General features: G+C 66.9%; 24 protein-coding genes. 5 read left to right on the top strand and 19 right to left on the bottom strand.

The window, feature by feature from the left end; all coding sequences use genetic code 11:
• The first annotated feature begins 10 nt into the window (after positions 1 to 10).
• Positions 11 to 1477: an aldehyde dehydrogenase gene (locus tag DB708_RS11980; RefSeq protein WP_108922122.1), complete on the top strand. Its 1467-nt coding sequence runs from the start codon at positions 11 to 13 to the stop codon at positions 1475 to 1477.
• Positions 1478 to 1525: 48 nt separating this feature from the next.
• On the opposite strand, the gene DB708_RS11975 is transcribed toward DB708_RS11980, so the two are convergent.
• Entirely contained in the window at positions 1526 to 2350 is an 825-nt protein-coding gene (locus DB708_RS11975; RefSeq protein WP_108922121.1) for a crotonase/enoyl-CoA hydratase family protein, read from the bottom strand.
• 449 nt (positions 2351 to 2799) lie between these two features.
• Between DB708_RS11975 and DB708_RS11970 the strand changes: the two genes are divergently transcribed.
• Entirely contained in the window at positions 2800 to 3369 is a 570-nt protein-coding gene (locus DB708_RS11970; protein WP_108922279.1) for a TetR/AcrR family transcriptional regulator, read from the top strand.
• 27 nt (positions 3370 to 3396) lie between these two features.
• On the opposite strand, the gene DB708_RS11965 is transcribed toward DB708_RS11970, so the two are convergent.
• The 8 genes from DB708_RS11965 to DB708_RS11930 all read right to left on the bottom strand — a co-directional run bounded on the left by DB708_RS11965 (position 3397) and on the right by DB708_RS11930 (position 11439).
• Complete coding sequence (locus DB708_RS11965) at positions 3397 to 3693, bottom strand: hypothetical protein (RefSeq protein WP_108922120.1); 297 nt, start codon at positions 3691 to 3693, stop codon at positions 3397 to 3399.
• Between the two features lie 20 nt (positions 3694 to 3713).
• On the bottom strand, positions 3714 to 5210 hold the full coding sequence (locus DB708_RS11960; protein WP_108922119.1) for a class I adenylate-forming enzyme family protein: 1497 nt from the start codon (positions 5208 to 5210) through the stop codon (positions 3714 to 3716).
• A gap of 138 nt (positions 5211 to 5348) precedes the next feature.
• A complete protein-coding gene (locus DB708_RS11955; RefSeq protein ID WP_108922118.1) occupies positions 5349 to 6134 on the bottom strand; it encodes a crotonase/enoyl-CoA hydratase family protein in 786 nt (261 codons plus the stop codon).
• A 127-nt stretch (positions 6135 to 6261) separates the two neighbouring features.
• Complete coding sequence (locus DB708_RS11950; RefSeq protein ID WP_108922117.1) at positions 6262 to 7671, bottom strand: WS/DGAT/MGAT family O-acyltransferase; 1410 nt, start codon at positions 7669 to 7671, stop codon at positions 6262 to 6264.
• Positions 7672 to 7715: 44 nt separating this feature from the next.
• Positions 7716 to 8921 carry an alpha/beta hydrolase gene (locus DB708_RS11945; protein WP_108922116.1) on the bottom strand — a complete coding sequence of 402 codons (1206 nt, stop codon included), beginning with the start codon at positions 8919 to 8921 and terminating at the stop codon, positions 7716 to 7718.
• A 139-nt stretch (positions 8922 to 9060) separates the two neighbouring features.
• Complete coding sequence (locus tag DB708_RS11940; RefSeq protein ID WP_108922115.1) at positions 9061 to 9552, bottom strand: hypothetical protein; 492 nt, start codon at positions 9550 to 9552, stop codon at positions 9061 to 9063.
• A 1-nt stretch (position 9553) separates the two neighbouring features.
• Complete coding sequence (locus tag DB708_RS11935) at positions 9554 to 10786, bottom strand: molybdopterin-dependent oxidoreductase (RefSeq protein ID WP_108922114.1); 1233 nt, start codon at positions 10784 to 10786, stop codon at positions 9554 to 9556.
• Positions 10783 to 11439 carry a class I SAM-dependent methyltransferase gene (locus tag DB708_RS11930; protein WP_108922113.1) on the bottom strand — a complete coding sequence of 219 codons (657 nt, stop codon included), beginning with the start codon at positions 11437 to 11439 and terminating at the stop codon, positions 10783 to 10785. Before DB708_RS11930 ends, DB708_RS11935 begins: the two co-directional genes overlap by 4 nt.
• 282 nt (positions 11440 to 11721) lie before the next feature.
• Here DB708_RS11930 and DB708_RS11925 point away from each other — a divergent pair, with 282 nt between their 5' ends.
• Entirely contained in the window at positions 11722 to 12624 is a 903-nt protein-coding gene (locus DB708_RS11925; protein WP_201263498.1) for an alpha/beta hydrolase, read from the top strand.
• Here the strand turns inward: DB708_RS11925 and DB708_RS11920 are convergent.
• From DB708_RS11920 to DB708_RS11910, 3 genes are read right to left on the bottom strand one after another with little or no spacing between them, the layout of a single operon-like run.
• Positions 12621 to 13922, bottom strand: coding sequence for an amidohydrolase family protein (locus DB708_RS11920; protein ID WP_108922111.1), 1302 nt, complete (start codon positions 13920 to 13922; stop codon positions 12621 to 12623). The two genes, DB708_RS11925 and DB708_RS11920, sit on opposite strands and share 4 nt — an antisense overlap.
• A complete protein-coding gene (locus DB708_RS11915; RefSeq protein ID WP_108922110.1) occupies positions 13916 to 15112 on the bottom strand; it encodes a CoA transferase in 1197 nt (398 codons plus the stop codon). The genes DB708_RS11920 and DB708_RS11915 overlap by 7 nt, the downstream gene beginning before the upstream one ends.
• 11 nt (positions 15113 to 15123) lie before the next feature.
• On the bottom strand, positions 15124 to 16131 hold the full coding sequence (locus tag DB708_RS11910; protein ID WP_108922109.1) for a MaoC family dehydratase: 1008 nt from the start codon (positions 16129 to 16131) through the stop codon (positions 15124 to 15126).
• A gap of 9 nt (positions 16132 to 16140) precedes the next feature.
• Between DB708_RS11910 and DB708_RS11905 the strand changes: the two genes are divergently transcribed.
• Positions 16141 to 17307, top strand: coding sequence for an acyl-CoA dehydrogenase family protein (locus DB708_RS11905; RefSeq protein WP_165839808.1), 1167 nt, complete (start codon positions 16141 to 16143; stop codon positions 17305 to 17307).
• Positions 17308 to 17419: 112 nt separating this feature from the next.
• Positions 17420 to 17860: a CD225/dispanin family protein gene (locus tag DB708_RS11900; RefSeq protein WP_108922107.1), complete on the top strand. Its 441-nt coding sequence runs from the start codon at positions 17420 to 17422 to the stop codon at positions 17858 to 17860.
• Here the strand turns inward: DB708_RS11900 and DB708_RS11895 are convergent.
• The 7 genes from DB708_RS11895 to DB708_RS11865 all read right to left on the bottom strand — a co-directional run bounded on the left by DB708_RS11895 (position 17854) and on the right by DB708_RS11865 (position 26672).
• Positions 17854 to 18834 carry an enoyl-CoA hydratase/isomerase family protein gene (locus DB708_RS11895; RefSeq protein WP_108922106.1) on the bottom strand — a complete coding sequence of 327 codons (981 nt, stop codon included), beginning with the start codon at positions 18832 to 18834 and terminating at the stop codon, positions 17854 to 17856. The genes DB708_RS11900 and DB708_RS11895 overlap by 7 nt on opposite strands.
• 3 nt (positions 18835 to 18837) lie before the next feature.
• Complete coding sequence (gene fadD4, locus DB708_RS11890; protein WP_108922105.1) at positions 18838 to 20355, bottom strand: fatty-acid--CoA ligase FadD4; 1518 nt, start codon at positions 20353 to 20355, stop codon at positions 18838 to 18840.
• An 80-nt stretch (positions 20356 to 20435) separates the two neighbouring features.
• Positions 20436 to 21533 (bottom strand): alpha/beta fold hydrolase, encoded by a 1098-nt coding sequence (locus tag DB708_RS11885; RefSeq protein WP_108922104.1) that lies wholly within the window; start codon positions 21531 to 21533, stop codon positions 20436 to 20438.
• A gap of 92 nt (positions 21534 to 21625) precedes the next feature.
• On the bottom strand, positions 21626 to 21916 hold the full coding sequence (locus tag DB708_RS11880) for a hypothetical protein (RefSeq protein ID WP_108922103.1): 291 nt from the start codon (positions 21914 to 21916) through the stop codon (positions 21626 to 21628).
• A gap of 165 nt (positions 21917 to 22081) precedes the next feature.
• On the bottom strand, positions 22082 to 23911 hold the full coding sequence (locus DB708_RS11875) for a phosphoenolpyruvate carboxykinase (GTP) (RefSeq protein ID WP_108922102.1): 1830 nt from the start codon (positions 23909 to 23911) through the stop codon (positions 22082 to 22084).
• A 176-nt stretch (positions 23912 to 24087) separates the two neighbouring features.
• Positions 24088 to 25620, bottom strand: coding sequence for a hypothetical protein (locus DB708_RS11870; RefSeq protein WP_108922101.1), 1533 nt, complete (start codon positions 25618 to 25620; stop codon positions 24088 to 24090).
• A complete protein-coding gene (locus tag DB708_RS11865; RefSeq protein WP_108922100.1) occupies positions 25617 to 26672 on the bottom strand; it encodes a hypothetical protein in 1056 nt (351 codons plus the stop codon). The genes DB708_RS11870 and DB708_RS11865 overlap by 4 nt, the downstream gene beginning before the upstream one ends.
• Positions 26673 to 26837: the final 165 nt, after the last annotated feature.

Below are 26837 nucleotides of genomic sequence, written 5' to 3'. Positions count from 1 at the left end.
GGGTGGCGCCATGGGCGACATAAAGACCGAATACGACAAGCTTTTCATCGGCGGCAAGTGGACGGCGCCGTCGACCTCTGAAGTTCTCGAGGTGCGCTGTCCGGCCACCGGCGAGTACTTCGGCAAGGCGCCGGCGGCAGCGGCGGCAGACGTCGACGCCGCGGTCGCCGCGGCCCGCGCCGCGTTCGACAACGGCCCCTGGCCCTCGACGCCGCCGAAGGAACGCGCGGCCGTCATCGCCAACGTGGTCAAGCTGATGGAGGAGCGCAAGGAGCTGCTCAGCGCGCTGCTCGCCGGTGAGACCGGCCAGCCGCCGACCACCATCGAGACGATGCACTGGATGGGTTCGATGGGCGCGATGAATTTCTTCGCCGGCCCGGCCGTCGACCAGGTCAAGTGGCGCGAGATTCGCAACGGCTCCTACGGGCAGACCATCGTGCACCGCGAGCCGATCGGCGTCGTCGGCGCGATCGTCGCCTGGAACGTGCCGCTGTTCCTGGCGGTCAACAAGCTGGGTCCGGCACTGCTGGCCGGCTGCACCGTGGTGCTCAAGCCGGCTGCCGAAACCCCGCTGACCACAAACGCTCTGGCGGATATCTTCGCCGAGGCCGGCCTGCCCGAGGGTGTGCTGTCGGTAGTGCCCGGCGGTATCGAAACGGGCCAGGCGCTGACGTCCAACCCGGGAGTCGACCTGTTTACCTTCACCGGCAGCTCGGGCGTCGGCAAGGAGATCGGCCGTCGCGCCGCGGAGATGCTCAAGCCCTGCACGCTGGAGCTCGGCGGTAAGTCGGCGGCCATCCTGCTCGAGGACGTCGACCTGGCGTCGGCAATCCCGATGCTGGTGTTCTCCGGGATCATGAACACCGGGCAGGCCTGCGTGGGCCAGACCCGCATCCTGGCACCCCGCTCGCGTTACGACGAAATCGTGGACGCGGTAAGCCAATTCGTGCAGGCGCTACCGGTCGGTCCGCCGTCGGACCCGGCCGCCCAGATCGGTTCGCTGATCTCGGAGAAGCAGCGGGCCCGCGTGGAGGGCTACATCGCCAAGGGTATCGAGGAGGGCGCCCGCCTGGTGTGTGGCGGCGGCCGCCCGGAAGGTCTGGACAACGGCTTCTTCGTGCAGCCCACGGTGTTCGCCGACGTCGACAACAAGATGACGATCGCCCAGGAGGAGATCTTCGGGCCGGTGCTCGCCATCATCCCCTTCGACAGCGAAGAGGACGCGATCAAGATCGCCAACGACTCGGCCTACGGCCTGGCCGGTAGCGTGTGGACCACCGACATCGCCAAGGGCATCGAGATCTCGGAGAAGATCCGCACCGGGACCTACGCGATCAACTGGTACGCCTTTGATCCCTGCTGCCCGTTCGGTGGCTACAAGAACTCCGGCATCGGCCGCGAGAACGGGCCCGAAGGTGTCGAGCACTTCACCCAGCAGAAGAGCGTGCTGATGCCGATGGGCTACACCGTCGAGTGATAGTCGCAGGCCGCGGCACGCTGGCGTGACGCTCGACGCGAAAAGGCGCTAGCGCCCGACGAAGTGGGCGTCGCGGCGCTCGATGAACGACTGCACACCCTCGGCGGCGTCCGCACTGGCGAAGAGCTCGGTGACCACGGGCCGCAGCCGCTCTATCGCCGCGGCTTCGCCCTCGACACGCGCCAACTGCGCGGACGCCAGCGTGGCGCGCACACCCAACGGCGCCGCGCGTTCGGCGATGGTGTGCGCGATGTCGCGGGCCCGGGCCAGGGCCGCCGCCGCGTCGTCGGCCACCTCCTGGACCAGCCCGATCCGGTGCGCCTCGGCGGCGTCGAATTCGTCGCCGGTGAGCAGCCAGCGCATGGCGTTGCCCCAGCCGGCCGCCCGGGGCAGACGGATCGTCGCGCCGCCGAACGGGTACATCCCGCGCCGCACCTCGAGCTGAGTGAACCGGGTGTCGGCGGCGGCGACGCGGATGTCGGCGGCCAACAGCAGCTCGATGCCCAGCGTCATGCACCGGCCGTGCGCGGCAGCGACCAGCGGTGTTGTCCACGCGCCGTCGAGGCGCCACGGGTCCCGGCCGTCGTCGGGGAAGGGATTCTCCCCGGACGCGATGCCCGGGCCGACGTCCGCGAGATCGAGACCCGCGGTGAAGTGGTCGCCGTGGGCGAACAGCACTCCCGCGCGCAGCGACTCGTCGGACTCCAGCAGGGCATAGGCGCGGGAGAGATCGGCGAGCATCGCGCGGTCGAACGAGTTGCGTTTGTGAGCTCTGTTCAAGCCGATCAGCAAAACGTGGCCGTCACGCTCCAGGGTCACCGTGTCGAGGGCGGGAAGGATCTGCCCAGTCGGGCTGTTGAACGTGGGTGCCATCGACCCAGTGAAGCTCACCGGCAGAAATTATGCAATAAGGCATAATCCTTAGGGTTTGTTAAGCTTCGAATTAGACAAGAAAAATGACCTACGTCACACATTTCCCTGGTCTGCGAGTTTAGTACCGCTAACAAGTTGCTTAGTGGACCAGTGTCTTATATGATTCTCAGCATAATCATGAGCCGCCGGCCCCGGCGCATGAAAGCAGGACTAGGCCGGGAGAAAATTATGTGGATCATCGAGCTCAACGTCGCCGGCTATCGATTCACCCGCGAGGTGCCCGACCTGAAACGCCGGTCGTTCCGGTTCAGTCCGCGTAATATGCACTGGCCGGTATCGCGGCATTCGCACGCTGCATGACGTCTGCCCCAGGAGGTACGAAAGTGCCGACCAAGAGCGATATCGCGCCGCAAGCCACGCCGACGAAGCGCGGCGGCACCCGAACCAAGATGCTCGTCAGCGCCGCCGAAGTGATGCGCGAGCGCGGGGCCGCCGGGGTCACCATCGACGCCGTGCTGGCGCGCAGCGGCGCCCCGCGCGGTTCGGTCTACTACCACTTTCCCGAAGGGCGCAACCAGATCCTGAGCGAGGCGCTGCGATTTTCGGGGGATTCCATCACCGCCACCATCGATGCGGCCGCCGAACACGGCGCCAGGGCGTTGCTCCGTGAGTTCATCCGACTCTGGGAGCGTCTGCTGACTGACGGCGACTTCCTGGCCGGCTGCCCGGTGGTCGCGGCCGCGATCACCGCGGACGAAACCGATCAGGATCTGACCAACGAAGCCGGCATGATCTTGGGCCGGTGGTGCACGGCATTGACCCGGGCCTTCATGAATGACGGATTCGACCACGACGACGCGGCCTCACTGGCGGTGATGTCGATCTCCGCGCTAGAGGGTGCGATCGTGCTATCCCGCTCGACCCGCAGTGTCCGCCCGCTCAGTCAGGTTGGCGAACAGCTCGAATTCCTAATCAAGGCAAGGGAATTCGTTACCCGAAATGGAATTCCGGGCAAGTAGGACGGCTAACGGCCCAGCCGGGGGATCTCAGTCGCTCGCCGGTAGCGGCTTGACCTCTTTGAGCGCGAGCGCGGTATGCCCGATGCTCAGGCTTCCCGCCCCCGGCTTGGTCACCAGCACCTCGGCGCCGGCGTCGTCGACATACCGCTTGCCCATCACCGTGCCGTCGGCGAAAGCCGGGTCGAGCTCGCCCGAGCGCTCGCCGCCGATCGGCACCATCGGCACCCCACCGCAGCGCAGGTCGTCGAGGCTGTCGGCGCTCCTGACGACGATCACCTGGGTGTCACACACCTGGCTTGCGAGGCGGGTTCCGTTCTTAATCATGATTTTTCGTCCTCTGCTTGCTACTCGGCCGGTGCGGCCTGCAATCCTTCGATGATCTCCCGGCGGAGCACCTTGCCCGTGGGTGTGGTCGGCAGCTCGTCGCGAAACACTACGCGGTCGGGGGTACGCGAACCGCGCAAACTCTTGCGGACATGCTCGCGTAATTCCTCGGGATCGGGGTCGACGCCGGGCCGCGGCACCACCACGGCGACGATCGCCTGTCCCCACTGCGGGTCTTCGACCCCGACCACGGCGACATCGCGCACGTGCGGATGCTCGACCAGCACCTCCTCCAGCTCTGCGGGCGCGATGTTCTCGCCGCCGCGGATGATGGTGTCGTCGCTGCGCCCGCCGATGAACAGGTAGCCCTCATCATCCAGCATTGCGATGTCTTTGGTTGGGAACCAACCGTTTTCGTCGAGCACCGAACCGATCCCGGTATAGCGGCCGGAGACCTGCTCCCCGCGCACGAAGAGCTCACCGGTCTCACCGGCGCCCAGTACCTTGCCCTGGTCGTCGCGGATCTCGATCTCGATGCCGGGTACCGGACGCCCGACCGAACCCAGCCGCTTGACGGCGGCGGATTCCGACGCCGATTGCGCGGCACGATGGTCGTCGGGCGTCAGCACCGCGATCGTCGAACTCGTCTCGGTCAGCCCGTAGGCGTTGACGAAGCCGACACCCGGCAACAGCTCGAGCGCCCGGCGGACCAGGGGCAGGCCGACCTTCGACCCGCCGTAGGCCAGGTTGCGCAGCGACGAAAGCTGATGGCCGCCCGTCTCGAGCACGGTGACGACGCGGTCCAGCATGGTCGGTACCAGCGTCGCGGTGCTCACCTGCTCGGCGCCGATCAGCCGTACCCATTCGCCTGCATCGAAGTTGGGCAGGTAGACCATCTTGCGCCCGGCATACAGATTCGACAGCGCGGCGCCGACCCCGGCGATGTGATACGGCGGCACGCAGATCAACGCCGCGTCTTGTGCTCCGGCCGAATCGAATTCGACGGTTCCGGTGACATAACTGGTCAAGTTGTTGTGTGAGAGTTCGACGGCCTTGGGTTGCGACGTGGTGCCCGAGGTGAACAGCACGATCGCCACGGACTCCGGATCGGGAAACTCCGCAGCGGGTTCGGCGCTGCGCGCGGCCGTCAGGAAGTCGTCGGATCCCACCACGCGCTTGGGCGAGTCGCCGAGCATGTCCTGATAGCGGCTGTCGACGATGACCAGGGGTTGCGGCAGGCGCTCGATCAGCGCCTGGATGCCGTCGGCGGACAGCCGGTAGTTGAGCGGAGTGAACGGCAGCCCGGCGCGCGCCGCGGCGAAGATCAGCACCGGCAGCATCGCGCCGCCGACGCCCACATAGGCGACGTGCTGGGCGCCCGATTCCGCGATGACCCCCGCGCCGCCGTCGGCCAGATCGCTGAGCTCCTGCGTGGTCAGCCGCAGGTCACCAGAGACGACGGCGGTGCGATCGGGGTTGCTCGACGCAGCCATCTCGAGAAGCAAAGAAATGCTCACGCTGGAAGGTTCTCCGGTATCAACACGTTACAAAGCTGGGCAGAAGTGTCATGCTCGACTGTAGTTTAGATCACGCGGCTATCTTGCCGCCCAGCGCCGTCGACCTGGGCCAGCGGCGAGTAACGCGCCTGTCGAGTCTCAGGTGCCGGTCCATTGCGGCGCGCGCTTCTCGGCGAATGCGATCGCGCCCTCCTTGGCGTCATTCGAGGAGAACACCGGAGCCAGGTGCGAGTTCTGCTCGGCGAACATGGTGTCGGGACTCCAGCCGCGGGACTCGACGATGGTCCGCTTGGTGGCGGCCACCGCCAGCGGCCCGTTCGCGGCGATCTTTTCCGCCAGCGCGATCGCGGCGTCCAGCGCCGAACCGGGCTCGGCTAATACGTTCACCATCCCGAGGGCGTGCGCGCGCTCGGCGCTGAGGTTCTCACCGGTCAACGCCAGCTCCATCGCGATAGCGGACGGGATGCGCTGCGGCAGCCGCAGCAGCCCGCCGCCGCCGGCGACCAGCCCGCGCTTGACCTCCGGGATGCCAAAGGCCGAATCCTTGGACGCCACGATCAGGTCGGTGGCCAGTGCCAACTCGGTACCACCGGCCAGCGCATAGCCCTCGACAGCCGCGATCAGTGGCTTAACCGGCGGACGCTCGGTGAATCCCATGCCGCGGCCCTCGACGATGGGCAGTTCGCCCCGGGCGAACGCCTTGAGGTCCATGCCCGCGCAGAACGAGCCGCCCGCCCCGGTAAGGATGCCCACCGAGAGGCCGGGCTCGTCGTCGAGCCGATCCACGGCCGCGGCCAGGCCATTGGCCACCGCGGAGTTGACCGCGTTCTTGGCCTTGGGCCGGTTAATCGTGATGATCAGGATCCGGCCGCGTTGTTCGACCAGAACCTCGGGCTCGTTGACTTCTTCGTTCCCAGTGCTCACGGTGCTACGAGCTCCTTCGACTAGCAGTAGTAACCAGTGGCTGTTTGAAGACCGATGGTAGCCGCCGGCAGAAATGGCATTAGCACCAGCAAAGAATCGGGTTACCCGGATGCGGTGGCCGGGCCGGTCAAGCCGGCACCATCGCGACCTCGACGGGCGTCAGCTCTTCGGAAAGCCCTGCAGCCCTGCGTAATTCAATGAAGTCAGCGACCATCGCCTCGGTGACCTCGTGCGGGTCCTTGACGGTGGCGCCGTCGGACAGCACGGAAATGTTGAGCTGGTCGACATAACTCCACACGGTGATGTTGAGGCCGCTGCCGGCGGTCAACGGCCCCACCGAATACACCTCGGTGACCTGCGCACCGCCGACCCGGCCGCGCTCGCGGGGCCCCGGAACATTCGAGATCGGAATGTTGAGCACCTTGTTCTGGCCGTCGCGGCCCGACGCCCAGCGGAAAAACGACTCGGTGGCCAGCGGCGGCATGTAGTTCGACCACCGGCTGATCAATTCGGGGCCAACCAGATGGAAGGCCTCCTTGGCAGAGTTGGCGTTGTCGTGGCAGGCCTGCAGCCGGGCCAGCGGATCATCGAGGTCGGCCGGCAACGCCACCATCATCCCGGTGAAGTAGTTGCCCGATATGCGTTCGGGTGAGAAGTCGAAACTCGCCGGAACGGAGGCCAGCAGCGGTTCGGCCGTGCCGTCATAGCGCAGCAGCAAGGTGCGCAACGCTCCGGTGGACATCGCCAGCACCACGTCGTTGATGGTTGCGCCGCAACGCTTTCCGGTCTCCTTGATGTCGGCGAGCGCCAGGGTGGCCGTGGCGAAACGGCGTTCCGGGGTGATCCGGTGATTGAGGAAGGTGGGCGGCGGGGTGAACGGCATCGTCAGCTCCGGCGACAGCTTGCGTGAGCTGCGCCGGACCCGGCCGATCCCTTGCGCCGTGTAGCGGAAGGTCCCGGGCAGTTTGCGGGCTTGGCGGAGATGATCGAAAAAGGCCGAGCGCACCAATTGCGGTTTGGTGGGCGCGGGGTCGGTGACCTGGGGGCCACTCTCCGGCGTCGGCAACAGGTCCATGCCCCGGGCCATCAGGTTGGCCGACGCGACACCGTCGGCCAGCGCGTGGTGGATCTTGCCGACCACCGCCACCCGGTTGTTGGCCAGACCTTCGATGAAGTACATCTCCCACAGCGGATGAGCGCGGTCCAGCGGCGTGCTGGCAATGCGCCCGATCGCGTCGTCCAATTCGCGCCGCCCGCCCGGCTCGGGCAGCCGCATCGGGCGAATGTGGTAGCTGAGGTCGACCTCACAGTGCTCCCGCCACATCGGATGGTGGAACTTCCACGGGATGTCGACGAGCTGATACGTGAACGGCTCGAGCTTGTTCAGCCTGGCCCCGATGACCTGGCGAAACGAGTCGATGTCGAAGTCATGGCGATCCGGGTCGATCTCGACGACGGCCACCTTGATCGTGTGCATGTGCACGTTGGGGGTCTCGCTGTACAGCAGTACCGAGTCCCAGCCGCTCAGCCGTTTCATCGCTGCCCCTTCCCCTCAAGGGAGGACCTTACTCAGCAGCGAAGCTAGATGACCTCTTTTGCCCTCATCTGCGCCTTGGTGCGATAGACCTGGTTGAGGAACAACGAAGTCGCGTGCGCCGCCACGCCGGCACGCTCACCGTCGATCAGGTCGAAGCCGTGTCCGGCCCCGGGCAACTCCAGGTAGCCAACCATCGAATGCGAGACCGCCCGCAGCCGCTCGACAAAGCTGCGAGCCTGCTCGACGGGGATCACGCTGTCTTTGCTGCCGTGAATCACCAAGAACGGCGGAGCATTCCGGTGCACCCGCGCAATCGGCGACGCGTCGCGGAACACCTCGGGGTGGCGACCGATGGACTTTTTGACCACCACTCGCTCCAGGAAGTCGACGAACTGATCGCGCTCGCGGGTGGACCGGTCCTCCCAGTCGTAGCGACCGTAGATGCCGACCACCGCGTCCACCGAGCTGTCGGCGCCCTCGGGCAGCCGCCGCTCGAACTGCGGGTCGTCGGGGGTGAGGCCGGCCAGCGCGGACAGGTGCCCGCCGGCCGAACAGCCTGCCACCGCGACGAATTCGCGATCGCCGCCGAATTTGTCGACGTTGGCACGCGCCCACGCGATTGCCGTCTTGACGTCGGTGATGTGACGCGGCCAGCGGTGATATGGCGCCGCGCGATAGTCGATCGCCAGGCACACCCAGCCCTGCTCGGCCAGTCGCGACATCAGCGCAGTCCCCTGCCCCATGCTGCGGCCGTGCACCCAGGCGCCGCCGGGGACGAAGATCAGCACCGGCGCGGGTTGGGCCGGCAAATCCTTGCGTCGCCACACATCGAGCACCTGGCCTGGCTGGTCCCCGTAGTGGACCGCCCGGCGGTACAGGTAGCGGCGCTGTCGCAGCGCATCCAAGATCGGCGGCGTTTTGTCGGCCACCGGCCATTCCAGGTCGAGGTCCGCGGCCGCGACGACTCCGCGCAGGGCGGCAACGGAGACGTCGTGCATGCTTTCCCGGTCCCGGCGGCGCTCCTCGCTGACGCCCGGCTTCCGCCAGTCCTTGCGCAGCGTGGCAATAGCCTCTGGCGCAAGTCGCGCGCCCCAGACCCCCATCGCGGTCACTCCGCCCAGCGGCTCTAGGTGCTTTCCCACCACCGGCAGCGAAGCACCGGCAACGCTTAATGCCAGCGCATAGTCACCGGGACGAGCCCGCAGCAACCATTTCAAACACGGTGTCATGCTCGGGACCCTCGCCGTCATGTAGGGGACTGTACCCGCACGTCGTCGAGGGAAACTGACGATTGCGTAGAAGTCCTAAAGATGTCGCAGAATGGTCCGGACCAACGTTTGCTGAATTGCCGAAATTGCAGTTCTTGACAGGGTGTTTGCCTTCGCTGCGCTAGGTGCGGCGGCGCGCCACGGCGAGCCGAATTGTGTAGCAGATAGCGCTCATCCCGAACAGCGTCGCGGTGAGCAGCAGCCACCGGCCCAGGAAGGGCTGCTGGGTTTGTCCGGTCGCCGCCTGATAGGTCGGCCCACCCTGCTCGATGATGCCGGGCAAGAAGATCAGCAATGTCAATCCAGCCCCCAGAGCCGGAATCCGAATATAGTTGCGGGCAAGCACTTTTGGATGGCCGCGAGCCGTTCGCCGGCTCGCGGGCAGCGCCCGGTCGGCCAGCGCGTAGAGCGGGAAGAGCAGCAGATCATGGGCAACCACGGCCGCGGCGAACCAGACGGCGATCGACTGCCACCAGCTGCCGGGGTTCCACAGTGTCGCCGGTTTGAAGGTGGCCAGAATGTAGCCCAGTAGGGCGAACCCGGACACCATCGTCAGCAGGTGCAGCGGACGGGACCCGTAGATCGCAGTGAAACGCGTTGAGAAACCAGGCATTTCAATCAACTTCGAATTCTATGGTCGACACCCATTTGGTGTTGTGCACACCGGGCAGCGCGGGAACGATGATCCGGGCCGGATAACCGTGGTCCAACGACAGATCGGAGCCGTTGACCCGCAGTGCCAGCAGCGCGTCGGGATCGCCAATCTGGTTGGCCTGCAACGTCGCCTCCCCGAATGCACCGCCTCGCTGCAGTGACACCACTCGCGCCAAGCGCGGCCTGGGCACGCCCGCGAGGCGGGCCAGCTCGGCGAGCCGCACCCCGCTCCAGGTCTGTACGGTCGACCATCCCTCGACGCACGCGATCGGCAGGCGTGCGGTGGTTTGCGGCATAGCGGCCAGCCTGGCGCGGTCCAGCGTGATGTGCGTGGACCCGCCGCGCAGCATCAATGACCAACTCTCGCTGACACTTTCACGGCTGATTCCCGCGGCGGCGGCAGTCTTGTTGACCGGGAAATCACCCCGGCCCCGCCCCCGCGGCAGCAGCAGCGCGGCACCCCGGGCAGACCCGCCGACGGTCTGGCCGACGGTGAGTGCCGCGATCAACAAGGCGCCGCTGCCGACCAATGCCAGGGCGCCGCGCCTGCTCATTGTCGGTTCGGCCGGATCGGTGGCCACCAGGGCGTCGGGGTCGGCTGGCTGGGGTCGGGTGTCGGCGCGGCTGGTGCGCAACACCTCGCGCAGCGACAGCGACCGCAACCCGGTGATCATGCGTGGCAGCTTGATCGCGATGTGCATCAGAAATCCGGTGATGAAGACCCACGCTCCGAAGTAGTGCGCGGTGTAGAAGCTGAACCCGAAAATGTAGTCGTACTGGATGTTCAGCACTCCGGTGACGATCTCGAACAGGATCCCGCCGACGAGCATCACCAGCGACAACCGCTCCAGCAGTTGAGCCGCCGACCGCGCCGGCGGCCAGACGAACAGCCGCGGGATGACCGACCACAGCTTGGCCAGCACCACCGGGATGATCACCAGCCCGAGCCCTACGTGGATGCCCTGGGTCAGCCGGTACAGCCAGGACGGGCGGGTAGGCCAGGCGAACAACGGCAGCCGCAACCAGCCGACGTCGGCGGGGATGGCTTGGCCGAATTGCGGCGCATAGGCAATGTAAGACAGCAGCCCGGTGATGGTGATCAGCGGCAGTGCCACCAACAGCACCAGCCCGAACACCGACGTCAGCCACGGGCCGCGCAGTGGACTGCGGAACCGGGCGAGCAAGCCGCTCACGGTGCGGCCAGACTCGCAATCACCCGGCCGCCGATCAGCCGAACACCGCTCAACGTCAGGCCCACTTGCGCCGCAAGGGCGGCGGCGCTGTCCACTCCGACCGATGCCCAGCGGAACCAGGGCCCGACATCGCAGGCCGACTCCAGCCGCACCCAGCGCGCCCGGATACCGATGGCATCGGCCTCGAACTCGGCCACACAGCGCCCACCGTGGCGCAGCAGCTCGGCGGCGCGACCCAGAATTCGCCGAGGGTCCCCGCCGAGGCCGACGTTGCCGTCGACCAGTAGGACCGTCTGCCACCGGCCCATTCCAGGCAGCGGTTCGAATACGTCGCCCAGCAGCGCCGGTGCGCCACCGCGACCGGCCAGCCGAATCGCGGTGGCGGACCGGTCGATGCCGAGTGCGGGTATCCCCCGCTCGAACAGCCGAGCCACCAATCGCCCCGGCCCGCAACCGAGCTCGATCGTCGGCCCGGTGCACATCTGCGTGACGGCCTCGTCGAAGACCTCGTCAAGGGCATCGACCAATCCGCCGTTCGAGGGACATCGGGCGCCGAGCCAGCGGTGTGCCGGCAGAATTCGAACCTCGCCGTCCTCATGACGAATCCAACATCGCTCGCCGCCGAGTGCACGCTCGTAAAGTTGCCCCAGCATTTCACGTCCCTCGCGTCGTGCACGATCGGGCGCACCTGCGGGGCGCCAGCATATGAATCACTGCGATCGATACCCCGATCCCGCGCCGGTTAACCACGCCGATCAACGCTGGGCATTCGACAGGACGAATTGCGTCACGCGGATCATTCGGAGCCGAGGCGAGCTTGGATGGCTACGGATGTCGGCGAATGCGAAACCCGCCGGGGACGGTGTCGACAACTCGCGGAACCAACGTGGTCAAGCCCCCGGCCGGCTGTTTTTCCGTTCGGTGATACTGAACCGGTGCCGAACAGCGACGCTCACCCAGATTTGCGCCGGATCGCGCGCTTCGCCCCGCGACAACTGGTCACTCCCCGGAGCTTGTCCACCATCCGGGTCCTGACCACCTTGCGAGATCGCCGCAACCCCGGCGCGTCGCGCCACGCCGAAGTGATCACCCTGGGTTCCGGCGCCGGCATCCGGCTGTTCCGGCCACCCCGTGTCACCGAACCCGCGCCGGCGCTGCTGTGGATACATGGCGGCGGATACGTGATGGGCAGCGCGCAGCAAGACGATCGGGTGTGCCACGGGTTCAGCACCAGGCTGGGCATCACCGTCGCGTCGGTGGAATACCGCCTGGCACCCGAACATCCGTACCCGATTCCGCTGCACGACTGTTACGCGGCGCTGACCTGGCTGGCCGGGCTCCCCGCGGTCGATCCGACGCGGCTGGCGATCGGCGGCGCCAGTGCCGGTGGCGGTCTGGCGGCGGCGCTGGCGTTCCTGGCCCGAGACCGCGGCGAAGTCGCGCCCCTATTCCAGCTGTTGGCATACCCGATGCTCGACGATCGAAGTTCCCTGACCGCCGAGAAGCCGGACTATCGCCTGTGGAACACCCGCAGCAATCAGTTCGGCTGGACGGCGTATCTGGGCGATGCCGACCCGCAGGTCGCCGTCCCGGCCCGACGAGATGACCTCAGCGGCTTGGCGCTGGCGTGGATTGGCGTGGGGACGCACGACTTGTTCCACGACGAAGACCTTGCCTACGCCGAGCGCCTGCGCGCGGCCGGAGTGCCGTGCGAAGTCGAGATCATCTCCGGCGCCTTCCACGGCTTCGACCTGGTGGCGCCGAAAGTACAAGTGTCACAGCGCTTTTTCGACAGCCAGTGCGAGACTTTGGGGGCCGCTCTGGCAGCCGCGCGCTAGTCCGCCGCGTAAGCGATCGCGCCGCCGATCACGGTCGCGGCCACCAGTCCGGCGTCCAGCTCGGCCAGCACCGCCGCGGGCGCCTCAGTCAGCACGCAGAGGTCGCCCGGCTGCCCCACGTCGATGGTCCTGATCCGGCTCGGCTGATCGGCACAGCCCAGAAACATCGTCAAAGCGTCTGGTGCCGAGACACATTCGCCGACTCCTAAAATCGCCCCGCTGGGCGTGGTGCGCCGCACCGCGGCACGCATCGCCGCCCACGGGTCACCGCGACCGAAAGGCATATCGGTCGACAGCGCCACGCGCACCTTCGCTTTGCGCAGCGACGCGACCCGCCACAACCAGGAGTGCTCGGCCGCGGGAACATCGGCCAGGTACTGATCTCCGCGCTCGGCAACGAAATTCGGCTGGGTCACCACCGTGAGCCCGAGCTCGGCGAGGTCGGCCAGATTGTCGTCGTCGACGACAGCGGCGTGCTCGATACGGTCGTGCGGATGACTACCGGCGGCGCGCAGTGCCGCGATGGTCACCACCAATTGTGCAGCGGTCACGCAGTGCACCGCCACCGGCTGCCCGTCGGCGTGGTGATCGGCGATCCATCCGGTGAGCGCCTCCAGGTCGAGATGGTCGTCGTGCAGGATTTTCTTGCCCGGGGCCAGGAAGGCCGGCTGTGGCCGGAACTCGCCGTGGCGATGCGCCACCAACAGCGACACCATGTCGTCCGCGTCGAGATCTGGTGTGGCGTCGGTGACTCCAGTGACGCCGAACGCGGTGAGACGCCGGCTGAGTTCGGTGAGATCGGCGTGGTGACGCCGCAGCGCCTCCGACCAACGGTCGCTGGCGCGCAACCGCCCATCGGGGTGGTCGGCCATTCCGAGCAGGCGCAATGCCGCGGAATTGAGAACCCACAGGGCCCCGCTGCGGTGCTGGATGCGGACTGGAATGTCGGTCACCATCGCGTCGAGCGCCGCGCGGTCCAACGCACCGGCGACGGATTCGTGGTAGCCGATCGCCCGGATCCAGCCGTCGGCGCTCGGCGTCGCATTCGACAATGCCTGTGCCAGTTGATCTTTAGTGACAGCGGAAGGAGGCCCGAGCATCAGCGAGTCCAACGCGGCGGCGGCCGAACGCACGTGCACATGATGGTCGTGCAGGCCGGGCAGCACGGTTCCGCCGCGCGCGTCGAACACGGTCTCCCCGGGTTGGCCGGCCAGACCGTCGCCCACCTCGTCGATCTGCGCGCCGACCCGGATGTCGGTCGCGGTGCCGTCCAGCAACGTCGCCCGCCGAATCAGCATGACAGTAGCCGTCTTTCAGAGATAAGGTGGCCTACGGTGTCGTTGTCGGCACCCAGTTCGGCGGCCCGGCGGTGCGGCAGCGCAGGTTGCGGTGATGGCGCCGGGCATTCGGAGGCCGACGTGGCGCCCGGCAGAGCCGCATAACCGGCCGCTATCCCCGCCATCGACACGTGGATCAACTCGCCGCCGCCGCGGGACAGCGATTCGACAACCGCCGAGGTCGCTTCCAGGCCGGTGAGCGGATCGGCGATCGCGTCCCCGCAGAACACCGGCCCCTCGGCGCTGGCGCCGACCAGGCCACCGGCCACCGCCGCATCGTCCCCGAACGCGGGTCGGGTGGAATCCTCGCCATACCCGCTGATGCGCAACCAGATCCGGCCCGGCCGCGGTGCAATATGCTCGGGACCCAGCCCGCGCCGGGCCAGCGCCGCGGGCCGCGAACCTTCGATCACGATGTCGGCGACCGCCAGCAACTCGCGCAGGTCGTCGGCATGGTCGGTGAAATCGAGGCAGTAGGAGAGCTTTTCACCGTTGATCCAGTCGAAGAATTCCCGATTGCCGCCCCGGGTACCGTCCGGGCGGCGCGGGCTTTCCACCTTGACGACGGTGGCTCCCGCGCGGGCCAGCAGCTGCCCGCACAGCGGTCCGGCCCACATCGACGACAGGTCGGCCACCAGCAGGTCGGCGATTCGGCACGGCCCGGCCCGGGTGCTGATCTGCTGTATGCGCGGCGGTGCTTCGGCAACCTCGCCGAGGCCGGCCGCCGGGATGTCCAGCAGACTCGTCCGCTCGGTGATCGCGGATACGAGACGTGTTGGGGCCCAGCGCTGCAACATCGGCCACGGATCGACGGGTGATTCGTCGACTTCCAGCAGCGCGGCGACGGCGGCGACGTCGTCAGGGCGTGTCAGCGTCATCGCACACCAGCCGTCGCGGGCCGAGAGCAGGCGGGTGCCGCCACCGGCCGAGATCTGCCCGCCGCGGGTCAACCCGAGCAATCCGGCCCGCCCGGTCAGCAAGGTCGTCGCATCGACGGTGACATCCAGCCGATCACCGACGGCCGCGGCGACGCGGGTGGCGCGGGCCAGCGCCTCGGCGCGGGAGAAGTCGGGTGGGCCATCGGGCAGGCCGGTCAGGCAGGCCAGTCCGCTGCTCCCCCATCGGGACACCGCATTGTGCACCTGGACCATTGTCCTCCGGGTCAGAAATGCAGCGCGCGCAGTCGCCAGTCCAGCACCGCTCGGTCGGGCTCGCCGACCCCGTCGCCGACCGCGTAGACCAGCGATCGCAGGGCCAGGACGCCCCCGTTGTCGGTGGGCTCGGCCGACTCGACGTGCAACTCGCTGTACAACGTGTCGCCCTCGTACACCGGCCCGGTGTGGTCGCACGACTCCCAGCCCAGCACCGTCCCCAAGTTCGGCAACAGCCTGCTGGCCTGCGCGAGCGCCAGCCCGATGGTGTGCCCGCCGTATACCAGGCGGCGCCCGCCTACCCGCGAGTCGTGATGTACCGCTGCAATGTTCAGCGTGAGCCTGGCCAGTTCCGGTGCGCTGGTGACGACGTCGCCGGTGCTGTGCAGCACCGCAGGAGCCATGGCCGCATCGAAATGCGCTCCGGGAACCCGCTTTCGGAAGGCATCGCCGTCCCACTGCGCGGCCGGTGCCACCGCGGGCGGTGTCGCGTCGGCGCCGACGGTGGACAGATCGTCGGCCGGCGCGGTATCGGGGTTCCAGTGCGGGCTCGCGGGCAGCATGGCGCAGCGGTAGAAGTCGAGCACCAATTGGTCGGCCTGATCGATCGTGGTCATCCGCAATGCCGCGAGTCCCGTCGGAGGCCGGCCGGGCTTGACCGAGTTCGCACGCAGCCCAACGACTTCGGTGCGGGTGTAGAGAGAGTCCCCGATCACTGGGAATCGATGGAACGTCAGCCCCCGGTAGAACAGATTGGCTTTGACGCGCTGGGTGACTAGCGTGCTCTGCCCGATGGCGACATCGCACACCAGCCCCGGATGCGCCAGCGGACCGGGCGTACCGACCACGGCGGCACACAGGTCCGGGTCCATGGCCAGTCGCAACCGGTCCCCCACGATCGCCTGATGCGCGGCGGCCAAACCCGCCGAGAGCGTCGCAACCGGTGCCCAGTCGAAGACCTGACCTATCGAGAGGTCGTCGAAGTAGGGACCACCCTCGCGGATATCGGCATAAGTCACAACGCTACAATGGCAAGGGTGAGCAGCGGACGCAATGACGAAGAAGACATGCTGGTCGCCACGGTGCGCGCGTTCATCGACCGCGAGGTCAAACCGACCGTCCGCGAGGTCGAGCACGCCAACACCTATCCCGAGGCGTGGATCGAACAGATGAAGCGCATCGGTATCTACGGCCTGGCCATTCCCGAGGAATACGGCGGGTCGCCGGTGTCGATGCCGGGCTATGTACGCGTCACCCAGGAGCTGGCCCGGGGCTGGATGAGCCTGGCCGGTGCGATGGGCGGACACACCGTGGTCGCCAAGCTGCTGACGCTGTTCGGCACCGAGCAGCAGAAGCGGACTTACCTGCCGCGGATGGCCACCGGCGAGGTGCGGGCCACGATGGCGCTGACCGAGCCCGGCGGCGGCTCCGATCTGCAGAACATGTCGACCACCGCACTGCCGGACGGCTCCGGAGGCTTGCGGATCAACGGCGCCAAAACCTGGATCAGCAACGCGCGCCATTCCGGACTGATCGCGCTGCTGTGCAAGACCGATCCGAACGTCACGCCGCGCCATAAGGGCATCTCGATTGTGCTCGTCGAACACGGGCCGGGTCTGACGATCTCGAGGGACCTGCCCAAGTTGGGCTACAAGGGTGTCGAATCCTGCGAGCTGTCCTTCGACAACTTCTCCGTGCCCGCGTCGGCCGTCCTGGGAGACCTTATGGGCGAGGGCTTTTCGCAAATGATGAAGGGGCTGGAGACGGGCCGCATCCAAGTTGCATCCCGGGCTCTGGGCGTCGCGACCGCGGCGCTCGAGGACGCATTGGCCTATGCCCAGCAGCGGGAGAGTTTCGGCCAGCCCATTTGGAAGCATCAGTCGGTCGGCAATTACCTGGCCGACATGGCTACCAAACTCACCGCCGCCCGCCAGCTCACCCGTTACGCCGCCGAGCGCTACGACAGCGGCGAACGTTGCGACATGGAGGCCGGGATGGCCAAACTGTTCGCCTCCGAGGTTGCGATGGAGATCGCGCTGGACGCGGTACGCATCCACGGCGGTTACGGCTACTCCACCGAGTACGACGTCGAACGCTACTTTCGCGACGCGCCATTGATGATCGTCGGTGAAGGCACGAACGAGATTCAGCGCAATGTGATTGCCGGGCAGCTGGTGACTCGCGGCGGCATCTGAGCAAACCTGGATCTAGCGCCTGACCACCGCTTGTGCGCTATATTTGCCTGACTTGCGCACCAGCAAACCGGCGCGGGAGTAAACCTGTTGGACCGAAAGAAAGTCGGTTGCCATGAGTTATCCCCCAGGGCCGTACGAAGGTTCCCCCGAATGGCAGGGCCAACCGCAGCAGCCGGAGTGGCAGGGCCAACCGCAGCAGGGCTGGCAGCAGCCGCAACAGCCTGGCGGCTGGCCGGGCCAGCAGCCAGGGGCTTGGCCGGGTCAGCAGGAGCCGGATAACTACCTCGTCTGGGCGATTCTGTGCACGGTCCTGTGCTGCCTGCCGTTTGGGATCGTGTCGCTTGTCTACTCCAACAAGGTCGCCGGATTGTGGGCCCAGGGCCGGGCCGCCGAGGCGCAGGAGGCGTCGAGCAACGCCAAGAAGTGGGCGATCATCGGTGCCATCGCGGGTGGCGTGACGTACGCGATCATCGCGATCCTGTACATCGTGATCGCCGTGGTCGCCGTATCGAGCATCCCGTCAACGACGGGCACCACATTCTCGGGCTACTGAGCAACCCTTTGCGGGCCAACGTAAGTCGCGTCCACTAGTCCCCAGCGCAGCGCGGCGTCGGCGCCGACGGTACGGCCGGACAGCACCAGATAGGCTGTACGCCAGCGGCCGATGCGGCGCGTCACGCTGACGGTTCCACCGGCGCCCGGGATCAACCCCAGACCCAGTTCGGGCAGGCCGAAGAGCGAATCTTCGTGCGCCTCAACCCATCCACAGAATGCGGCCATCTCTAATCCGCTGCCCAGCACTCGCCCATGCACCTCGGCGCGGCAGGCTCGGCCGAGCCGCGCGGTGAGCGCACTGAGCGCCAGGGCCGGGCTGTGACGGGTGCGGGCGAGATGCGCGCTCGCGGGATCGGCGAAGGTACCGAATTCGGCCAGGTCTCCGCCGCTGCAAAATGATGGGCCGTTGCCGCTCAACACAATCCCGGTGACTGACGGAACCAGCTGCGCGACGGTCAGCGCCTCGAGCAGCGCGGCGCGCGCATCGGTGGAGAACGCGTTGTGACGAACCGGGCGGTTGAACCTGATTCGCAGGGTGTCGCCGTGGCGCTCCGCCTGCACCGGGTCGGCGATCTCGGGCATCCGGGCCGGCCCGCGTTCGTCGAGCCAGCGCGCGAACTCCGGACCGGACTGCAACGTGGAGTAGGCCAGCGATTCCGTCAGCACACCGGCCAACGTGGAGCCTTCGGGCGCCACGGTACGTAGCACGTCGTCGCAGACGCTGCTGGCCTGCGGCCAGTGTTCGCAGCGCTTGCACAGCTCGGCAAGCGTCTCAGGAATCGAGTCGACGGTAACGACGCGGCGGTCGTCGCAGTCATCCTCGGTCAGCGTGAAAGTCGCTGCCTCCAGCCAGGATTGACTTTGGGCAATCTCAGCGGCCGAGCCGGCGACGACGATCACGCCGGGCGGCGACGCCAAGCCGTCCTCCGGCCCGATCGATGCTGAGTCCGCTAGCTGGACCACCCGGAACATCGGTCACACCGAATATTTCTCGATCAGCCCGCTCTTGTAGAGCTTGCCGGTGTCGGTGCGCGGCAGCTGTGCCTCGAACGCGATCGAGCGCGGGCATTTGAAGTGCGAGAGACGGTCTCGCAGCCACAACAGCAGCTCCTCGGCGAATTGGTCGGTGGCATCGGCTTCGTCGACAGTCTGTACGGCCGCCACGACCCGCTGGCCCATCTCGTCATCAGGAACTCCAAACACCGCGGCGTCCAACACCTTCGGATGGGTGACCAGAAGGTTCTCCGCTTCTTGCGGGTAGATATTCACCCCGCCGGAGATGATCATGTGGTGGCGCCGGTCGGTCAGATACAGGTAACCCTCGTCGTCTAAATAGCCGATGTCTCCGACAGTGGCCCAACCGCGCTTGTGACGGGATGCGGCGGTTTTCGTTGGGTCGTTAAGGTATTCGAACGAGTGCCCGCCCTCGAAGTAGATCTCACCGGCCTCGCCGGACGGCAGCTCGTTGCCGTTCTCGTCAAGAATGTGCACACCGCCCGCCATCGGTTTGCCGACCGAGCCCGGATGCGCCAGCCAGTCTTCGGCGAAGATCAGCGTCGATCCGTGCGCTTCGGAGGACGCGTAGTATTCGTCGACGATCGGGCCCCACCAGTCGATCATCTGCTTCTTGATCTGCACCGGGCACGGCGCGGCGGCGTGCATGACCCGCTTGAGGCTGGACAGGTCGTACGAATCACGAACGTCCTGCGGCAATTTCAGCATCCGGACGAACATCGCCGGCACGAACTGGCCGTGCGTTATCCGGTGCCGCTGGATCGCGTCCAGCGTCCCCTCGGGATCGAAGCGCTCCATCACCACCGTGGTGATTCCCGCACCCTGCACCGTCATCGACCATACCGACGGCGCGGTGTGGTAGAGCGGCGCCGGACTCAGATACACCGTTTCGGCATCCATCCAGAATCCGACTAGAGCCGACATCATGCCCGGCGCGTCTTCGGGTGGGACGTGCGGCAATTCGCGTTTGATCCCCTTTGGCCGGCCGGTGGTGCCCGACGAGTACTGCAACAGGTCGCCCTCGATCTCGTCGTCGATTGGCGTATCCGGTTGATTGGCAACGCATTCCGGGTAGCGATCCCAGCCGGGCAAATCACCATCAGCGATCAGCAGCAGTTCCGGCATCCCGTTCGGCAAATGCTCGGCCAGGCCGGCGCAGGTGTCGCGCAGCACCGCCGAGCCGATGATCGCCTTGGCATTGCTGTTATCGATGATGTAGGCCGCCTCGGCCTCGGTCAGGTGGGTGTTGATCGGTACGTAGTACAGACCGCTGCGGCGAGCCGCCCACATCACCGCGTGAATGTGCTCGTTGTTCTCCATCAGGATCGCGATGCTGTCACCCTCGGTCAGACCCGCCTGACGAAACCGGTGTGCCAGCCGATTGGCCCGTGCTTCCAGGTCATCGAAGGTGACGACCGTTCCGGATGGGTACAAAATGATCGCCGGATTGTCGGCGCCGAGATAGGAGCGGATCTGCATGCTTGGACTGTACCGCCGTCGAATTTGACGGGTGTCAAGTGGCCCGCGGACGGTGCCTCATGACTACGCCGCCGCCCGCACTAGCCGGCGTTCAAGTGCAGAAATTCCAGCACCGGCGCCAGGAACGCCGCCGGTGATTCCAGATGCGCCACATGGCCGGTCTCGGGCAGACCGACGAAACGGGCGGCGGGCATCCTGGCGGCGAATCCCTGCGCCATCGCGGCGATATTCCCTTTGACAGCTTGATGGTTGGGCTCGGTGTACTTTGCGCCGACATAGGTGCGGTCGGACAGGCCGCAGACGAATAGCGTGCGCACGGGTAGCGTTGCGACGAAGTCCACTGCGGGCTCGTTGAGCAGCATGTCGGTTGCCGCCGCCAAACTCTGCACCCAGCGCTCGAACTCGGGCGAGCGTCCGATTGCCGTGCGCACCGCGACGAACGGATCGATGAATCGCGGATCCTTGTTGACGAAGTAGTGCGCGATGTACTGCCGGATCTGATCGGCGGTCGAGGACCGTTCGTCGCGCGCCCAGTCCTGATGTCCCACCTGCCGGATCAGCCCGTTCCGATAGTCCTCGAGTCCCATCGGGCTCTCCAGCACCAGCGATCCCACCCGCTCCGGCAGCAGCCGGGTCATATGCATGCCCACCAGTCCGCCGGTCGAATGCCCCACGACGGCAACAGAATTCACCTTGAGCGCATCGAGTAGGGAGCGTAGATGCGTCACCAGTGATTCCGCGGTCAATGTCGAGGGCTTGGTGGACTTACCCCAGCCGACCAGGTCGGGAACGATTGTCCGGTAACCCTCGTGGCGCAGCGCCTGGATGACCTCGCGCCAATACGCGCCGAAGGAGTTCTTTCCGTGCACCAGTAGGACGGCACCCCTTGGCTGCCCGCTCTCCGGCTGAATATCCATGTACGCCAGCCGCGCCCGCTGCTCGGACTCCGGAGCCTGACGATCGATCCACACCGCCTGCGCAACGTGCGTGACGTCCAGATACTGCACCGGGTACGGGTAGGGGTAGCCCTCCAAGCCGATGCCGAGGGTGTCGCCATCGGGCCAGGGCACCGCGGGTTCAGCGCCGCGCGTCCCAGCGGGCGCGGTCTGACAGCCGGAAGCAAGTAGCCCCGCAGCCGCGACCGCCCCACCGAGCGCACGACGCCGATCAACAATCATCGAGTCCGTCCACGATTCGATGATGTTCAGCGGTACCGCACGCGCGCAACTCGGCAGTACTAGGTTCTCACTAGCAGGCTGCGGCGAACCCGTCAGCCGTGTGGCGCCTCAGAGATCTTGCTGTCCGGCTTGCCCAACGTTTGGCAATACGTCTGCGCGGACAACCGGGTCGCCGAGATCTCGAGATTGTTCGGATCGGCGCCGCTCTTGTCCTTGAGCATTTTGCTGATTTCGTCGTTCTGCTTCTTCTCGTCCTGGGTGGTGAAGTCCTTGCACTTGGTGTCCCCGCCGGTGTTGATCACCTGCGACGCCGAACATCCACTGAATAGAATTCCCGCCGCTGCAACCACAATCGTGAGCGCGGAGGTTGTCGTTGACTTCATCGTCGGGCCTTCCAGAATCGGGGTGTTAGCTATCTATACACCGAAGCGTGGGGTTCCAAACACGAAAGCGGAATCGGCCGTATGCCGTTGCCGACAACGCCTCCCCGTATATGAATCGGGCCGACGCGTCTTGCGCGCCAGCCCGATTCAACGTTGCTTGCGGTGTTAGTCCGCCTCGGACAGCCGCTGCTTGAGCGCCTCGAACTCGTCGCGGACGCCGGTGGGCAGCTTGTCGCCGACGAACTCGAACCATTCCTCGATCAGCGGCAGTTCCTCACGCCACTCGGCCGCGTTGACCGCCAGCGCCTTGGTCACGTCGCCGCCTTCGGCGTCGAGCCCGTCGAGGTCCAGATCGTCGGCCGTCGGCACGATGCCGATCGGGGTGTCCTGGCCGCCGGCCTGGTGCTCGATGCGGTCCACGATCCACTTCAGCACCCGGCTGTTCTCGCCGAAGCCCGGCCACAGGAACTCACCCTTGTCGCCGCGGCGGAACCAGTTGACGAAGAACACTTTTGGCAGCTTCGACTCGTCGGAGTTCTTGCCCAGGTCGATCCAGTGCTGGAAGTAGTCGCCGACGTGGTAGCCCAGGAACGGCAGCATGGCCATCGGGTCGCGGCGCACGGTGCCGACCTTGCCCTCGGCAGCGGCGGTCTGCTCGCTGCCCATGGTGGCGCCCATGAAGACGCCGTGCTGCCAGTCGTGGGCCTGCGTCACCAGCGGCACCGTGGTCTTGCGGCGCGCGCCGAACAGGATGCCGGAAATCGGCACGCCCTGCGGGTCGTCCCACTCCGGGGCCAGGATCGGGCACTGCGACATCGGGGTGCAGTACCGCGAATTCGGGTGGGCCGCTTTGGTATCCGTCTCGCGCAGGACCCAGTCGTTGCCCTTCCAGTCGATCAGGTGGTCGGGCTCGCCTTCCAGGCCTTCCCACCACACGTCGTTATCGTCGGTCAGCGCGACATTGGTGAAGACGGTGTTGCCGGCCTCCATGGTGCGCATCGCGTTCGGGTTGGACTTCCAGTTAGTGCCCGGCGCGACGCCGAAGAAACCGAACTCGGGGTTGACCGCGTACAGCCGGCCGTCCTTGCCGAACCGCATCCACGCGATGTCGTCACCGAGGGTCTCGGCGCGCCAGCCCGGAATGGTCGGCTGCAGCATCGCGAGGTTGGTCTTGCCGCACGCCGACGGGAAGGCCGCGGCGAAGTAGTACGCCTTGTTCTCCGGGGAGATCAGCTTGAGGATCAGCATGTGCTCGGCGAGCCAGCCCTCGTCGTGTGCCATCGCCGAGGCGATCCGCAGCGAGTAGCACTTCTTGCCCAGCAGCGCGTTACCTCCGTAGCCCGAGCCGTAGCTCATGATTTCGCGGGTCTCCGGGAAGTGGGTGATGTATTTGGTGTCATTGCACGGCCACGGCACGTCCTTTTGGCCGGGCTCCAGCGGGGCACCCACCGAGTGCAGCGCCTTGACGAAGAATCCGTCGTCGCCCATCTTCTCGAGGGCCGCCTTGCCCATCCGGGTCATCACCTTCATCGAGATGACGACGTACTCCGAATCGGTGATCTCCACACCCAGCTTGGGGTCGTCAGCGCCGAGCGGGCCCATGCAGAACGGCACCACCCACATGGTGCGACCGCGCATGCAGCCGCGGTACAGCTCGGTCATCGTGGACCGCATCTCGGCCGGGTCCGTCCAGTTGTTGGTCGGGCCGGCGTCGATCTCACGCTCGGAACAGATGAAGGTCCGGGACTCCACGCGCGCCACGTCGGACGGGTCCGACAGCGCCAGGTAGGAGTTGGGGCGCTTCTCCTCGTTCAGCTTCTTCAAGGTGCCGGCCTCGACCAGTTGGGCGGCCAGCCGGTTGAACTCCTCGTCGGAGCCGTCGGCGAACACAACCCGGTCGGGCTGCATCAACTCCGCAGCCTCCTCTACCCACGCCAGTAGCCCCCGATGATTCGTGGGTGCGGTGTCCAGACCGGGAATGGTCGCTGAGGTCATCGAACTCTCCTGAATTCATCTCCGTATGGTGCGGGCACAGTGTGATTGCATATGCAGTCGCCCACACAGATATTGACATGGTGGCGTTAGCTACAGGTTATCGCGATCCCCTTGCTGGGGAAGGGTTGGGCGGGTATAAGCCTTCTCACAACAACGATTCAGAAGCTCCTAAAAGGTCAGAAATTGTTCTCATCGGTGCTCCTCGAAGCTGATTTGGGGGTTTTCTGCCCGTCGGCGTTCTCGGCAGGGTCATCGGGTTGACGTATACCCGGTTCCCCGAGTTCTGCACGCACCGCGTCCAGCGCGGCCGCGACGATGGGCATTTCCCGGTCCCGGACCGCCGCGGCCCGTGCCGCCACGATCGCATGCTCGCGCAGTTCGGCGTCGATGGCATTCACCTGATCTGACACTTGCGCGTGGTCCGCCTCGTCACGAACGACGAGCCCGCTGGTCAGCAGCGTCTCGGCAACCAGCACGCGCGTCGCGACCAGCTCCTCGGACACCGACCGCAGCGACGACGTCAGATCGCCCGCCCAACGGTCCAGCAGCCCGCGGTCACGCAGCAGGGCGCGCAGGTTCACCACCAGGAAGGTGACCGCCAAGCCGACCGCCACGCAGGCCGCGGCGCCGGCGATCTCGACCGCCGGATTCAGCCGCCGGTCCACGCCGGCCACCAGGCGAGACAGCGTCAGCGCGACGCCCACCCCGAACCCGACGCCCAACAGCGTCATCAGCCAGGTCTCCTGCCGCCGCGATTTCAGCGGCGGGGGCGCGACGTCGACGGTCGGTAGCAGCTCGACGGACGGTAGGTCGATCGGCGTGCCGAGCTCGCGCGCAATGTCATCGAGGTGCCGGGTGGTGCCTTCGTACACCTCACCGACGACTTCGGCGGCCCGGGCACGCGCGTGCGCCTCGAAGCCGGCCAAGTTCCGGCGGGGCAGGCGCGCGGCCTGCTCTTGCAATTCGCTTCGCACCGACGAGCATCGGTTGACCGCCGAGTGCGACAGCGCAACCCGCGCCTGCTGGATCTGGCCGCGCAGCGTGACGGTGCGTTCGGATTTCGATTGCCGGCGCTCACGCAGGGCGGTGCTGCGCTCCTCGCGCAGCGCGTCGACCCGGGCCCGCCGGCCGGCGCTGTCCGCGTCGCGATCGAACCGCTGCGCGACCGTACGGAGCCTGGATTCCCAGGCCCGCAACCGATTTCGCCGCTCGACATCGGAAACGGCGAGTTGTGCCGAGACGGCCTCGACAACTTCGTCGACCTGCGGCTCGCCCAGGTCGGGCGCGGCCGCCGTACCTATCCAGGGCACCTGGCGGTAGCGCGGCGCGTGTGCGGCCAGCCTGTCGCGGTCAGCGGTGAGCACGTCCTGCCAGGAGCGGTGCACGTCAATTTTGGAAACCACGCCGACGACCACGTCGGTGTGCTCGGAGGCGGCGTCGAGCAGGGCACAGTCGGATTCGGTGAGTTCGGCGGCCGCGGAGACGACGAACACCACCGCCATCGGCGCCTCGCCGGGCTGCAGGTCCGTCGACTCGACGAATTTATGCTCGGGCAGCCGCTCGCCCAGCACGGTGGCCACCCCGGTCACACCGGCCATCCACGGCCCGGTCACCAACACGACGTCGCGGCGACTGATGGCGGGCGACTCCAGCCGCGGCCCGATCGCCGCCACCAGTTCGTCGACCTGGGCCACCGAATCGCCGCTCATCGTGCCTCCTGGGCGGCCGACCACAGCCGCAGTGATCCTCGGGCGATATCCGCACCGCAGGCGCGGTGCAGGGCGCTCGCTGATCCGCGGCTGTAGCGCTGCCAGCGCGACGCCCGGGACAAGTGTCCGGCCGGGTCGTCGTCGTCCAGATCGGCGGGGTCGACATCCAGCCCTGCCGCCTCGGCCACGTCGACGGCGGCGGCCATCCGCGCGATCACCGTGCCATCGCGGGACAAGAACCCGCTGACCTGCGCGCCGATCCCAGGACGACCGACGGCCAGGGCCTCCAGCTCCGCGATGGCCTCAAGCAGCCGCCGGTAACGCACCTCGGTGCCGAGAGCCGACACCGTGGCGATCACCGCGTCGACGCCGCTGATCCGGCGTAGCAGGGCCCGGACCCCGGCCGGCGTCGCACCCCGGCGGACCGCGGCAATGCCCAGCGCCGTGCCGAACAGGTCCAGGGTGTCCAGCAGCCGCAGCCGCGTGTCTGTCGGCACGGGGTTATCGGCCGCTAGGAATCCCTCGAAGGAGCCGTCCAGGCCAGCCGGATGGGCGGCTAAGGTCTGCAACGCCGCCCACGACGTGCCGTCCAGTCCCCGCAGCGCCGCGACGGCCAGCAAAGCGATCATCGGTTCGACCGGCGCCCCGGTGAGCTTGCTTAGTTCCGCGCACCTGCGCTGCGCGGCCGCGGCCGGCCCGTCGCCGGCGCGCCCCGACAGCGAGCCGAGCAGATCGGCCTTGTTGAGCACCGCCAGCACCGGGCGACCGGCCGCCGCGATCACCCTGGAGTCCTCGGGTTTGAGCACTTCAGCGATCACCTGAACGACGACATCGGCCCCACCCGCGGATGGCAGCACCGTGATTGCCGGCGCGGTGGTGGCGTGCGCCAGGGCACGCACCACGGTGCCGCGGCCCACTCCCGGACGGCCGCGTACCGCCACCCGCAGCGGTGCCGCGGCTTTCTCGGCGATCGCGCTCACATGTGCGTCGGCACATCGAGCAGCAAATCGCGCCAGCTCGTCGACGAAAACCTGGTTCCCCCGTACCTTCATTTCCTGCCTGCTCGATCCCGATCGGCCGGCTCCCCGCGCCGGCGTTGCTCCCGCCGAATGCGGGGTCGTCGCCGCCGGCTGGCCCGTTTGCGGACCAGCCGGTCCGGCCCTACCGCATAGTGGCACTTGCGTCCTCGAGTTGCGAGCCACCGTCTGTCTGTTACC

Origin of the sequence: Mycobacterium montefiorense, assembly GCF_003112775.1 — a bacterium.
GTDB classification, from domain to species: domain Bacteria; phylum Actinomycetota; class Actinomycetes; order Mycobacteriales; family Mycobacteriaceae; genus Mycobacterium; species Mycobacterium montefiorense.
This window is presented reverse-complemented; position numbering and strand designations above follow the sequence as displayed.

Excerpts from the sequence above, each read along its gene's own strand:
- DB708_RS11975 (WP_108922121.1), bottom strand. The coding sequence starts at position 2,350 with ATGGCACCCACGTTCAACAGCCCGACTGGGCAGATCCTTCCCGCCCTC.
- DB708_RS11970 (WP_108922279.1), top strand. The coding sequence starts at position 2,800 with ATGCTCGTCAGCGCCGCCGAAGTGATGCGCGAGCGCGGGGCCGCCGGG.
- DB708_RS11900 (WP_108922107.1), top strand. The coding sequence starts at position 17,420 with ATGAGTTATCCCCCAGGGCCGTACGAAGGTTCCCCCGAATGGCAGGGC.
- DB708_RS11870 (WP_108922101.1), bottom strand. The coding sequence starts at position 25,620 with ATGAGCGGCGATTCGGTGGCCCAGGTCGACGAACTGGTGGCGGCGATC.
- DB708_RS11930 (WP_108922113.1), bottom strand. The coding sequence starts at position 11,439 with ATGCTGGGGCAACTTTACGAGCGTGCACTCGGCGGCGAGCGATGTTGG.
- DB708_RS11945 (WP_108922116.1), bottom strand. The coding sequence starts at position 8,921 with ATGACGGCGAGGGTCCCGAGCATGACACCGTGTTTGAAATGGTTGCTG.
- DB708_RS11885 (WP_108922104.1), bottom strand. The coding sequence starts at position 21,533 with ATGATTGTTGATCGGCGTCGTGCGCTCGGTGGGGCGGTCGCGGCTGCG.
- DB708_RS11905 (WP_165839808.1), top strand. The coding sequence starts at position 16,141 with ATGGCAAGGGTGAGCAGCGGACGCAATGACGAAGAAGACATGCTGGTC.
- DB708_RS11895 (WP_108922106.1), bottom strand. The coding sequence starts at position 18,834 with ATGTTCCGGGTGGTCCAGCTAGCGGACTCAGCATCGATCGGGCCGGAG.
- DB708_RS11865 (WP_108922100.1), bottom strand. The coding sequence starts at position 26,672 with ATGAAGGTACGGGGGAACCAGGTTTTCGTCGACGAGCTGGCGCGATTT.
- fadD4 (WP_108922105.1), bottom strand. The coding sequence starts at position 20,355 with ATGCAGATCCGCTCCTATCTCGGCGCCGACAATCCGGCGATCATTTTG.
- DB708_RS11880 (WP_108922103.1), bottom strand. The coding sequence starts at position 21,916 with ATGAAGTCAACGACAACCTCCGCGCTCACGATTGTGGTTGCAGCGGCG.
- DB708_RS11915 (WP_108922110.1), bottom strand. The coding sequence starts at position 15,112 with ATGGTCCAGGTGCACAATGCGGTGTCCCGATGGGGGAGCAGCGGACTG.
- DB708_RS11965 (WP_108922120.1), bottom strand. The coding sequence starts at position 3,693 with ATGATTAAGAACGGAACCCGCCTCGCAAGCCAGGTGTGTGACACCCAG.
- DB708_RS11950 (WP_108922117.1), bottom strand. The coding sequence starts at position 7,671 with ATGAAACGGCTGAGCGGCTGGGACTCGGTACTGCTGTACAGCGAGACC.
- DB708_RS11920 (WP_108922111.1), bottom strand. The coding sequence starts at position 13,922 with ATGCTGATTCGGCGGGCGACGTTGCTGGACGGCACCGCGACCGACATC.
- DB708_RS11875 (WP_108922102.1), bottom strand. The coding sequence starts at position 23,911 with ATGACCTCAGCGACCATTCCCGGTCTGGACACCGCACCCACGAATCAT.
- DB708_RS11940 (WP_108922115.1), bottom strand. The coding sequence starts at position 9,552 with ATGCCTGGTTTCTCAACGCGTTTCACTGCGATCTACGGGTCCCGTCCG.
- DB708_RS11980 (WP_108922122.1), top strand. The coding sequence starts at position 11 with ATGGGCGACATAAAGACCGAATACGACAAGCTTTTCATCGGCGGCAAG.